Annotated in this window: 7 protein-coding genes and 1 pseudogene; 2 read left to right on the forward strand and 6 right to left on the reverse strand. The window is 71.8% G+C overall.

Annotated elements, in window-relative coordinates; all coding sequences use genetic code 11:
* Together LOY02_RS13725 and LOY02_RS13730 are read left to right on the forward strand one after the other, a co-directional pair.
* Positions 1 to 503: sigma-70 family RNA polymerase sigma factor (locus tag LOY02_RS13725; RefSeq protein WP_317182924.1), on the forward strand; the 503-nt coding region annotated here is incomplete at its 5' end.
* Positions 500 to 1,450 carry a hypothetical protein gene (locus LOY02_RS13730; RefSeq protein WP_317182925.1) on the forward strand — a complete coding sequence of 317 codons (951 nt, stop codon included), beginning with the start codon at positions 500 to 502 and terminating at the stop codon, positions 1,448 to 1,450. The genes LOY02_RS13725 and LOY02_RS13730, both read left to right, overlap by 4 nt.
* Before the next feature lie 111 nt (positions 1,451 to 1,561).
* On the opposite strand, the gene LOY02_RS13735 is transcribed toward LOY02_RS13730, so the two are convergent.
* The 6 genes and pseudogenes from LOY02_RS13735 to LOY02_RS13760 form a co-directional block, all read right to left on the reverse strand.
* Complete coding sequence (locus LOY02_RS13735) at positions 1,562 to 5,125, reverse strand: tetratricopeptide repeat protein (protein WP_317182926.1); 3,564 nt, start codon at positions 5,123 to 5,125, stop codon at positions 1,562 to 1,564.
* Positions 5,126 to 5,151: 26 nt separating this feature from the next.
* Positions 5,152 to 5,655 carry a hypothetical protein gene (locus LOY02_RS13740; protein WP_317182927.1) on the reverse strand — a complete coding sequence of 168 codons (504 nt, stop codon included), beginning with the start codon at positions 5,653 to 5,655 and terminating at the stop codon, positions 5,152 to 5,154.
* A 383-nt stretch (positions 5,656 to 6,038) separates the two neighbouring features.
* Positions 6,039 to 6,569 (reverse strand): hypothetical protein, encoded by a 531-nt coding sequence (locus LOY02_RS13745; RefSeq protein ID WP_317182928.1) that lies wholly within the window; start codon positions 6,567 to 6,569, stop codon positions 6,039 to 6,041.
* Complete coding sequence (locus LOY02_RS13750) at positions 6,566 to 7,993, reverse strand: FAD-binding oxidoreductase (RefSeq protein ID WP_317182929.1); 1,428 nt, start codon at positions 7,991 to 7,993, stop codon at positions 6,566 to 6,568. Before LOY02_RS13750 ends, LOY02_RS13745 begins: the two co-directional genes overlap by 4 nt.
* Before the next feature lie 144 nt (positions 7,994 to 8,137).
* Positions 8,138 to 11,617, reverse strand: a complete 3,480-nt coding sequence (locus LOY02_RS13755; protein ID WP_317182930.1) for a BTAD domain-containing putative transcriptional regulator — start codon at positions 11,615 to 11,617, stop codon at positions 8,138 to 8,140.
* A 112-nt stretch (positions 11,618 to 11,729) separates the two neighbouring features.
* Positions 11,730 to 11,903 (reverse strand): annotated as a pseudogene (locus LOY02_RS13760) (1,4-dihydroxy-2-naphthoyl-CoA synthase); the annotation flags it as partial.

Below are 11,903 nucleotides of genomic sequence, written 5' to 3' on the forward strand. Positions count from 1 at the left end.
CCGTCCTGCGCTTCCTCGAACGTCGCGTCCACCCGACTCACGCCGAGGACATCGCCTCCGAGGTCTTCCTCGTCGCCTGGCGCCGACTCGCGGACATCCCGGCTGAGCCGGACGACGCGCGCGCCTGGCTCTTCGGGGTGGCGCGGCTGACCCTTCTGTCCGGCAGGCGAGGGGAGCTTCGCCAGCAGGCCGTGGCCGTGAGGATCGCCCAGAACCAACTCGGACAGGGCGAGGGCATGCTGGATCCGGAGCTCGTCGCCCGTCGGCTCGATGTCGAACGAGCGTGGAGTCGTCTCTCCGCCACGCACCAGGAAGCCTTGGCACTCAGCGTGTGGGACGGACTCGACGCGCCGCGAGCGGCGCGCGTCCTGGGTATCTCACCCGTGGCCTATCGGCTGCGCCTGCACCGGGCGAGACAAGCACTCAGGGCCCTCACCGACTCCTTGCCCCGAGAAGCGAGCGATGCCCTTCCCGCCGCCGAAACCTCCAGGAGCACATCATGAACACCACCACGAGGAAGCTCCGCTTCGAGGACCTGGAAAGCACTCTGCGTGACCTCGATGCCGCTGAGTCGACGGGGCTCGATGCCCGTCGGGACCCACGGGCGCAGGCCGTGCTCAACCATGTCCTCCAGTCGCGAGCCCCGGACCCACCCGCTGAGGAGTCCGCCGGGGACCACGCCCCGTCGAGACCGACACCTGCATCGCCGTCGGCACGGGGACGTCTGGCGCGCCGTTCGCTTGCCGTCGCGACAGTCGCTGCGGTCATCACCGTGGGCTCCATCGCGGTGCCGAACTTCTACGGTGGCGGCGAGGCGATCGCCTGGAGCGCCACACCGCAGCCGGTCTCCGCTGACCTGCTCCACTCGGCAGAGCAGGCCTGCACGGACCAGGTGATCGACGACCCCTCGCCGGTCGAGGGTGTCGACCGGTCGCGGATGCGTCCGGTCATCTCGGACGCGCGGGGGTCCTACATCCTCGTCTTCCTGACCGACCGTGCCCCGAGCCCCAGCTCCTCAACGTGCTACGTGCAGGGCGGGCGGGTCGTTGGCATGACCGGCAGCATGGCAACGGCTGCCTCCCCCGTGGAGCCGCCGGTGCCCGAGGACTCCGTGCGCCTCGCACTGGGGGCGGTCACGAGCACGCCTGCGGGAAGCATCCGCGGAGTCACCGGTCGCGTCGGGCCGCAGGTCGTCGGCGTCGTCCTCGACTCGGTGGCGCAAGGCCCGGTGACGGCGACTGTGCGCAACGGTCACGTCGCGGCCTGGTGGCCGGACCTGCCCACGACCGAGGCCCGGGAGAACGCGCTCACGGCGCCTGAGATCACTGGCGCCACCCTGACCCTGCGCGACGGGTCGACCCGCTGGGCCTCGGTGGAAGAGCTGAGTGGCCGGACGACCGAGGAGCTCTCGCGTCCGGACACCGGCGGCTCCGCGCCCTCGGCCGGCTGAACCGAGCCACCTGGAGATGGTCGGTGTGCCGCGGGAGCTCGCCCAGCGGCATACCGACATCTTCGGTCACACGTACCAAGGGCAAGGTGTCCGTCAGCGACGGTGTCCCGCTCACCTCGGTGCCAGTCCGTGGACCTCCGCGATGGTGCGCACCTCCCGAAAGACCATCTCCGCCTCCGCCGTCCTGCCCAGCCGGAACAGCGCGGCGCCCTTGAGGTTCAGGCACTCGGCCAGCGGTCGCGGGCTGCCGAGTCGGCGGCCGAGCGCCTCCGCCTCCAGCAACAGGTCGAGGGCTGCGGCTGTGTCACCGCGCTGGAGGAGCACCCGTGCGTGGTTGGACAGCGTCGCCAGCAGTCCCACGCCGAAGTCCAGTGACCGGCAGATGCCCTCCGCCTCGACCAGCAGAGCCAGCGCACGGTCGGTGTCGTCGCGATCACCGTGGATCACCGCCTGGCCCTGCAGTGCCACGACGAGGTCCTGCTGCTCGCCCATCGCCCGACAGAGCTGCTCGGTCTCCGACAGGCGTGAAAGGGCGCCGTCGAGGTCGCCCTGCTGCTGCAGGACCAGCGCCTGGTTGGCCAGGACCGTGGCCAGCCCGGCCCGGTCCCCGAGATCGCGGAAGGTCTCTTCGGCCGCGCGGCTCAGCCTCAGAGCGCCGGCGAGATCCCGCTGCAGGAACAGGATGACCGACTGCGCCTCCAGTGCCTGAGCGAGCCCGTCGACGTGGCCCAGCTCGCGGCACAGTCGTTCCTGTTCGCGTCGCAGTGACAACGCTTCGGGGAGTGCCGCCTGCTCGAACAACACCTGGGCCTGCTCACCGAGGGACCCCTGGATGCCGGCCTGGTCGTCGAGCCGCAGCAGGAGCGCGCTCTGTTCCCGGAGCAGGGCCAGCGCCCGGTCGAGCCGTCCGCGCTTGCGGTGTATCGCTGCCTGGCCGCCCAGCGCGACGGCCAGGGGCCGGCGGTGGCCGTGTCGGCGGGCGATGTCCGCCTGCTCCTCGTACAGGGCGAGGGCTCGGTCCCACGCGCCCTGCCGCTGGAGGACGTGGGCCTCGTTGCCGAGGGTGACCGCCACTGCGAGCGGGTCGCCGCGGCGGCGGGCACGCTCCGTGAGGGTCTGGCGCAGGCGGTGGGACTCGTCCAGGTGTCCGGCGTTCCAGAGGAGCGTGGCGAGCACTTCGACGCGCTCTGTGGACTCGGGTGGTGTCTCGACGCTGGAGCGGTACGTCTCCGTCATCAAGCCGGGGTGATGTGCCTCGACCGCGGCCCAGTACCGCCGGACGTCGCGGGCGTCCGCCTGCCACGTCTCGTGGAGCGCATCGAGGTCGCCCAGGAACTGGGCCACGTCGTCGTAGCGGCCCAGACGCGCGTACTGCCACGGCAGCTCCTCGGCCCGACGTGGCCCTGCTTCTCGACCCTGGAAGTACTCGGCGAGTGCGAGGTGCGCGAGTTGCTGCTGCTCCACTGAGGGAAGGTAGCGAGTCTCAACAGCGCGACGGACCGCGTCGTGAGCGAGGACGAGCCGGTCGGACCGGTCCGGGAGCAGGTGAAGGGCAGCCAGCCGAAAGGGGGACCAGACCCTGCCGGGCAAAGCCTGACCGGGTGCGCCGAGCAGGTCGCGGAGCTCGCCCTCGCTCAGCCCTCGACGTGCCGCCCACAACAGCGAGCATGCCGCTCCGACCAGTCCGGGACGATCGCGCTCGTAGTCCGTCTCGAAACGGCCGAGCACCTGGTCGAGGAGGCTCGCGAGCCCCTCGCTGTTCAGGTGACGGTCGATGGCCTCGTCGAGAGTGAACGGGTCACCGTGGAGCCGGAGTTCTTCGAGCAGGATGGTCGCGAACAGCGGGCTGCCCATCTGGATGTTCGCGGACATCTTCTCGAGCTGTGCGTCGGAGAGGGACTTGCCGTACCTGGCGAGATGGTCGCGGACGAGACGGCGTCGTTCCTCCTGGTCGAGCGGCTCGACGGTGAGCCTGGGCCAGCCACGGCGGAGCAGCTCGGCCTCGACTCTGCCCGGCGACGTCGACACGACCAGCCGGATGCCCGCGGGGACCGTGGTCGGCAACCAGTGCAGGTCCAACGCTCCGTCATGGTCCTCGAGCTGGTCGAGCCCGTCGATGACCACGACCCAGCGAGCATGGGCGGCCGCCGTGTGGAGGGCCGCGGCGAAGGCCCGCTGGACGGCACGTGGCTCGTCGGGGATCTCGACCACGGCTTCAAGACCCTGGGCGAGCTCGCCCAGTAGACGCTGCAGCATCGCGACCCAGGAAGCGCTCTGCGGAGAGGCGCCGACGACGTGAGTGATCACACGCTCGTCCGGATGGTCTCGCTGTCTGGCTGCCACCCAGTCGGCCAGCAGCGCCGTCTTGCCCGACCCGGTCGGGCCGATGACCACCAGCGGAGCGCCGTCGCCACTCGTCCGCTCGGTCACCCGGTGCAGGTCCTCGGGTCGGGCGGTGTGGCCGCGGCCGGCTTCCCGAAGCGCTGCGAGGTGGATGAGGTTCTCCCGCTCACGGGTCGTCGGTGCGGACTCAACCGGAAACGCCCGGTCCAGCGCAGCACTGAGATCGCGGGACACCAGGGCGCTGAGCTCCCGCGGCTCGCGGTACTGGGTGACCGGCAGCCCGGAGGAGAGGATGCGCGCCTTCAGGTCAGCGAGGCGTCGACGCCGGTCAGCGGCGAGGCGCTCCGCTTCGACCTGGCCGTGACGCATCACATCGTCCTCGGTCGGCCCCTCACGGTGATCCTCCTGAACTGGGGCCGGGAGCACGTCGACGTACCCCGGGTCGCGGAAGTAGAAGAAGGCGGTCGGGGCGGTCTCGGGATGGTCGAGCACGCCGTGGCAGATCTCGATGTCGGTGATGGACCTGCCGGCGTCCCCGGCGCGGTGAGGGTCCGCGGTCACCGAGCCCTCGGGCTGGGGACTCGGCACCCACCCGTAGCGTTCCCCGAGGATGCCGATGAAGTAGGGGCGGCATCGGTCGATCTCTGCCAGGCAGACAGGGAGCACGTCTCCCTCCGCCCGCTGTTCATCGGTGATCCCCCACCGCAGGTCGACGTCTGCCCAGCCGACACCGCGCTCCTCACAGGCACGGCGCAGCTCGACGAAGGTTCGCCGCGCGAGCTCATCCCGCTCCACCTGCATGTCCTTGAAGGTGGACGACACGAACACCCGCATCTGCCGAGGCGCGAGGTCCGACACCTCGGGGGCAGAGGGGGAGTGCGCGCCCTGATCCGCCTGAGCCGGGGCGAAGCCGGGCCCCATCGTCGCAGCCGATGCCTCGAGCGACTCGGCCAGGCGGGCGAGCGAGCCCTGCTGCTCCTCGTGCAGCTGCGCGGACATCTCCTCGGCCAGACCGGGAAGAAGGTCCAGGCCCACGGAAGTGGGGCGGGGCGCATGGGTCCACAGGAGCAGCGTGTCGCCGTGGACGTCGGTCAGTTCGAACCGGTGGCCACCGAAGGCGAGAAGTCGTGGTGGGTCCCACTGGCTCACCGGTGGCGACCAGCCTGAGGCAAACACGAGGTGAGCGCCCTGACCCCAGGCAGGGTCGACTCTCACCAAGGCGTCCTCGCCCCACCACCACTGAGCCCACGTCCCGGTCGATGTGAGGAAGTCCCACACGCCCGTCACCGGATGGTGGAGCAGGATGCTGGCTGAGACCTCCTGTGCTGCCACCGCCGCTGCCTCCGGGGCCGGCCCGGTCAGCGGGCCAGGACCGAGAAGAAGGTCAGGCCGGTTGCCGGGTTCGTCCCGGAGAACCCGATGGCCGCGCACTGCTCGACGGCCGCGCCCGGGGCGAGCTCCACGAGGATCTCCGCCAGCTGCCGGTTGATGTCTGACTGGGTCCGGCGGGAGACCTCAGGGAGATGCCTCATCGCGACCGGGGTCCCAGCGGTGACGGCCAGGCCCTGCGGCACCCATCCGGACTGCTTGTACTGGTCGAGGAACAGGGACGCAATCTCGGTGTCACTGCGGCCGGTGTGGTGGGGCTGCTCATGGATCACTGCCACGGCGAGCACCTCGCTCCGGCCTGCCAACGTGGACGGCCCGGCAGCCTCGAGCATCCGGACGACATGGTCGGCGCGGGCCTCGTCGTCGGCTGTCTTCTCGCCGACCACTGCTCCCGGCGAGTCGGCCTGCTCGGGTGGTCGATCGGGAACCTCATGACGCTCAGGGTGCTTCGACCGCGTGAAGGGGTTACGCAAGGTCGACACCTCCCTTCTCGATGGAGGAGACCTCCAGTCCTTCCAACATAGCGCTGTCGGGAGCGTCCGCCACAGTGGCGAGCGTCACCCCCTCGACCTCTTGGAGCGTTCTCAGCGGGGCCTGTGGTGGTGCCCAATTTGCTTGGCTGCCTGTGCAATTTGGCAAAAGGCACGGGCAGGAGATCCCGGTGGCGATGGCGAGGGACAGAACCGGGCCGGCTCTGCCTCTCTTGTCACGACGGACTGCGGTCGGGGTCGCGCTTCTCGAGGACCCGGTCGTGACCCTCGACCGCCATCGTGCCCCGCAACCGGGCGGGGACGTCACCCGCGGCGAGAACCTCCTTGGATGAAGTACCAGCAGCCCGATGTCGATGTCGGAGCGTTCAACACGTGACCCGAGCATTCCACGGGGCGAAGACGCCAGCGGGGTTGGCGACGTGGGTCCACACGTGCAGGTCGTAGTGCTCGGGCATGTCCGGTCCGTGGCCGGGCATCGGCCCGTCGAATGGCTGACCCCCGAGCTGCGGCCGCTCCTGCCCGATGTTCGCCTGCCACCACTCCGCCCCGAGCAGCCTCAGGCCACCCTCCCCGTCCGGCCCGTAGAGCAGGATGGTCGGGTGCGCGGGGTCGACCTCGAACGATCCCGCCAGGGCGGGGTTGAGGTAGTGGATCCCCATGCCACCCTCGTCCGAGACCTCGCACCCGCTCACGGGGACGTAACCGTCCCCGATGGCCACCTCGACGTCGGTGTAGGGGTCGACCGCCTGGCGGATCTGCGCCACCAGCCCCTGGGTGGCCGCTCGGTCATGGGCACCCGGGGCATCGCCGGGGACGGCCTGGGCACCTGATCCCCCGAGGACGGCGGCGACGCCGATGGCCATCGCGACGGATGCGACACGGACAGACTTCCTCATGACAGCTCCTTGGTGTGATCGAGTGCGGTTGGGTGGTCGGGCCGGGACGGCACCTGGCCGACGCGGAAGAGTCGGTGCGGGTCGTAGCGCTCGGCGAGCGCCGTGAGCCGGCTCAGCGTCCTCGCGTCATAGGAACGCTTCATCCGCTCCGGCCCCTCATGCGGTGCGAAGTTCGGGAACGCGCCACCGGTCGCCCAGGGCGCCAGCGCGGATCGGACCTGTTCGGCGTGAGCCGGCACGACGTGCACGGTCTCGGGAACGAGCACGCCGATGACGTTGAGCAGGAAGCCGGCCTCGCGGTGGCACAGGGCGCTCGGCACCTGCGGGTCCCGAGCGATCGCGCCGCCGAGCTGGCGCAGCTCGACGATGACCTGGGGGGAGTCCGTCGCGGGCCCGGCCACACCGAGCAGGGCATCCACGGCTGCCGCGGGGAGCTCCCGAAGCAGGTCGGTGGCCTCGTGCGTCGGCATCGGGTCGACGGGGTCCGCGTGGACGGCACCGATCGCGGCATACGGCATGACGCTCACGGCGTCGATGAGCGGTGTGCCGGCTGCCCGCATGGTCGCGAGGAGCGCCTCGCCCTGCGCGGGGTCCCCGGTCCAGACGAAGCGGACCGCAATCGTCGGGCGACCGGCGAGGGGCTCGGGCACTCCCGGCAGCGGGGGCAGGCGCAGCAGCGCGACCGAGGTCGTCGCCTCCTCGGGCAGCGCGGCGCACCAGGTCGCCCACGTGTGGAGCACCGACTCCGCATCGGCACCATCGAAGTAGAGGGCGCCGCCGTACACCTCGGAGATCGGCAGGAGGTCGAACTCGAGGGCGGTGACGACACCGAGGGCGCCCTTGCCGCCGCGCAGCCCCCAGAACAGGTCCGGCTCGTGGTCCCGGGTTGCGCGACGCAGCTCCCCGCCGCCCGTGACGACCTCGATGGCCCGGACGTGGTCAGAGGCGAAGCCGTGGGTGCGCGCCACCGGCCCGAGCCCGCCGCCGGTCGTGTAACCGACGACGCCGACGTGGGGTGCCGAGCCGCACAGGCCCGCGAGACCGTGCCGCGCGCCGGCGTCGATGACCTGCTGCCAGCGGACCCCCGCTCCGACACGAGCCCAGCCGTCCGGGTGAACAACGCACTCGTCGAGGCGGCCGGTGTGGATGAGCAGGGTGTCGTCCATCGACGTCGCGACGCCGTGGCCGGTGGCCTGGACGGCGACGGCGAGGCCCGCGGAGGCGGCATACCGGACCGAGGCGACGATGTCCTGGACGTTGCGGGCCTCGACCACGGCCACGGGGCGGGTCTGGACGGCGACGTTCCACGGTGTCGCGAGCCGGCTGTACGTGTCGTCCCCGGGAACGGCGAGGGCCCCGCCCAGCCGTCTGGCGAGGATCTCGAGCGAGGTGGGACTCGCTGCGGAACTCGTGGTGAGAGACATGCGTGATCTTTCTCGTCGGTGCCGACCTGACGGGTCGGGCTCATGCACCGAGCGTGCGGCACGCCGCTTGAGCCGTTCTTGGCCGGCACTTGAGGGCCGCTGGAGCCCGGACGCATGGCCCCACCGCCGGCCGCGAGAGGCGCCTCAAGCGCTCGCGGTGACGTCCCCCAGCCCCGCGAGGGTGGTCAGCCGCTGCCGGGCATCCTCCTCCTGCCAGGGCGAGCGGAGCTCGATCGCGAGCGCCAGCGCCTCGCGTGCGTGGTGCAGGGCCGCGGTGTCCTTCCCGAGGGCGGCGGCGAGGTCCGCGAGCACGAGGTCGTACGAGCCCCACACGGCTGTCGCCGTGCCCACGACGACCTGACGGCCTCGGTAGGGCAGCAGCTCTTCGTAGGTGGACCCCACGTCCTCGCCCAGGAGCAACGCTGCCCAGGCACGGGTGACGGCGAGGGCGTCAGTGGTCCAGTCGACCGGGTGCTGGTGTGGCCATCGCCGCCGGAGCCTGCGCGCCTCCTGGGGGTCACCCGCCTCGGCAGCGGCCACGACGGCCACGGCTTGCGCAAGCGGAATGCCCGTGTCCCCGAGGTCGATGAGGGCGGGAAGGGATTCCGCCACGCGGCCCTGTCGCCGACGGATGGTGAACTGGTGCAGGCCCCAGCACATCTCCGCGGCACCCCAGCTGCTGGTCTGCACGAACAGGTCGAAGGCCTCACGGGCGAGCGGCTCGACGGACTCCCACTTCCCACGGAGCATGGCCAGGCCCGCCTCCTGGTAGAGGACGTGGGGCCGAACCTCCGGGCCGGAGAGCGTCGCCGCAATCCGCCGCGCCGCCGCGAGGTCCGCCTCGAAGCCCGCTCCGTCGCCGAGGTGGAGGCGCAGCGGCCCTCGGTGCAGACGGGCGAGGAACTCGGTCCGTGCGGGCAGTCCGCGCCCGACGAGGGAGAGCGACTCGTCCGCCGCCGTCATCCGGCGCTCGACGCCGTCGGGGACACCCCACGCGGCGATGCTGAGGTTGTTGAGGACCCGGCCGAGCAGGATCGGGTCGCCCTGGGCACGGGCGATCCCCACGGCGCGCTCGGCGAGATCGATGCCCTCGTCCCGGCGGTCGCTGTACGCGAGCTCGACGGCGAGGGTGCCGAGCAGCCTGGCCCGCAGCGGCTCGTCCAGCGCGTCGTCCAGGAGCGACTCGATGAGGCTCACGAGGTCGTGGTCGACGACGCCGTACGGCCGCCAGTTCCACAGGGTGACGTGGCCCCACACGGCCGCGGCCTCGGCGACGAGCTGTCCGTCGTCGAGGCGGCGGGCGAGGTCGAGGGCCTGGCCGACGATCTCCTGGGCCTCGATGGGCAGGCCACTGCGCAGCAGGTCGGTCGCGAGCGAGACGAGCAGGCGGTGCCGCTGGGGTCCGGTGTCCGCCGGCTGGAGGTCGAGCAGTCGCAGGGCGGTCCGCGTGTGTTCGGCCGCCTCGGGATGCGCCAGTCGCTCCCGGGCGGCCTCAGCGGCGAGGGAGGCGTACCGGATCGCCGGGGTGGCACCGCTGACCGGGACGGCATGGAGGAAGTGGTGGGCGAGCCGGCCGACGTCGATGGCCCGCAGCTGCCCGCGGGCCTCCCATGCCTCGCCGATTCGCCGGTGACGGCGGGCCGTCTCGAGGCGACTCATCCCTGCGAGCAGGGTCTCCTGCATCAGGGCGTGGTTGAAGCGCCACTCCCATCCGGGCTGCCGCTCGACCACGACGCCCGCTCGCAGGGCAGGCTCGAGGGCGTCGACGACCTGGCCCGCCTCCCGATCGCAGGCGGCCTGCAGCAGCGGCAGCTCGACCTCCTGTCCGGCCACGGCGGCCATGCGCAGCACGTCGAGGGTGTCTGCAGGCAGGGTGGCCAGCCGCTGCTCGAGCACCTCGCGGACCGAGGGAGGAACGGGCGCAGACGCGGCCGGGTCGAGGCCCGGACCGGTCCGGAGCAGCTGCGCGAACTCGCGCACGAAGAACGGGTTGCCCTCGGTGCGGGCGTGGATGCGCCGGACGAGGTCACCCCCACCCGAGCCGAGCGTCATCTCGAGCAGCTCCCGGACGCCTTCCTCGGCAAGGCCGCCCAGCGACAGCCGCACGGTGTGCCTCGCGCTCGCGAGGCGGGCCAGGCACTCTTGGACGGGACCGGACGGCGCGTCGCCGACGGTTCGGACAGTGACGACGACGAGGACCCGCACCCCGTCGAGGTGTCTCGCGAAGAGAGTGAGCAGCTGGAGGGACGTCTCGTCGGCGGCCTGCAGGTCGTCGAGGACGATGAGGAGCGGCACCCGGGTCGAGACCTCCTGGAGCCGGGCCCGGACGTCCTGGAAGAGCGCGAAGCGGGACCGGTCCGGGTCATCGTCCGTGCCGAGGCGGAGTCCACCGAGCCCGAGCTGCTCGAGCAGCCGACTCCACGGCCACAGGGCGGGTGCCCCGGCATCGTCGGCGCACCGGGCCCAGGCACAGCTCCAGCCCTGGGCCTCCGCCATCGCGGTCGCCTCCTCGGCGAGGCGCGTCTTGCCGATACCGGCTTCGCCCTCGAGGACGAGCACGCCACCGGCGCCCCGCGTCGTGCCGACGAGGGCGCTCCGGATGAGGTCACGCTCGGCGTCCCGGCCGACGATGGGCTTGCGGTCGTGGTCGCCGGGACGGAGATCGCGGGGGCCGTCCACCTCCGAGTCCGGGTCTGAGCCCGCGGCGGACCGGTCAGCTGCACTCAGGACGGTGCCGTATGCCGCTCGCCCGGCTTCCTTGGCTCCCTGACCGGCTGGCCGGGCCGGCTCGGGCGGCGCCGGGGCCAGCGCGGCACGGTCGTTGATCGCACCGGCCGACGGAGGTGGCCCGGGCGGCGGGGCCGGGGACAGCTCTTGGCGCAGGACCGCTTCGTGGACCCGGGCGAGCTCCGGCCCCGGCTCGATGCCGAGCTCCTCACGCAGCAGCCGGGCGCATCGGCGGTACGCGGTCAGGGCGTCTGCCTGGCGGCCGGTCGCCCACAGCCCTTCCATGAGTCTGGCCCACAGCCGCTCCCGGAGCGGGTGGGCAGCGACCAACAGCTCGAGCTCCGCGACCGCGACGTCGGCCCGGCCGAGGTGAATCCGCAGGCCGGCCGCCTGCTCGTGGGCCGCGAGGACGAGCTCGGCGAGCCGCTGCCGCTCGGCGGCCACAGCTGGCGTGGCGTCGAGGTCGGCATAGGGTTCCCCCCTCCACAGGTCCGCCGCCTCGTCGAGCACGGCGAGCGCCGAGTCGAGCTCTCCTGCCTCGGCCAGGCGCGTTCCGTGGGCCACGAGGCGGGGGAGGCGGTGGGCATCGATGACGTCGTCCTCGGCCAGCAGCGCGTAACCCGGCGCCCGGGTCACGAGCAGTCGGGGAGCCTCCCGCGGCCCGCGGCCCGGCTCGAGGAGGCGCCGCAACTGGGAGACATAGGTCTGGAGCGTCGCGGTCGCTGACGCCGGAGGACGGTCACCCCACAGCTGGTCGACGATGCGGTCCACGGAGACGACGCGACTCGCTTCGAGCAGCAGAAGCGAGAGGAGGGCCCGGTGCTTGGGGCTGGTGATCTCGAGGGAGCGGTCGCCGCGCCCCCAGACGTGGAGCGGCCCCAGGACCTGGAAGCGCACGGGGACATGCTAGGAGGGCGCAGACACCCGCCGCAGCGATTCGCTGCGAAGCAGGGAAGTGGTTCGATGCACGGAGCCCTGAACTGCCGTTGACCTGCGGCGCCGTCGCGACCTAGAAATACCAGGGGAAGGGTGTCCAGTCGGGGTCGCGCTTCTCGAGGAACTGGTCCCGGCCTTCGACTGCCTCGTCGGTCATGTAGGCGAGCCGCGTCGCCTCGCCGGCGAAGACCTGCTGGCCCATGAGGCCGTCGTCGGTGAGGTTGAAGGCGAACTTCAGCATCCGCTG

Source organism: Intrasporangium sp. (assembly GCF_032907665.1).
Classification (GTDB): domain Bacteria; phylum Actinomycetota; class Actinomycetes; order Actinomycetales; family Dermatophilaceae; genus Intrasporangium.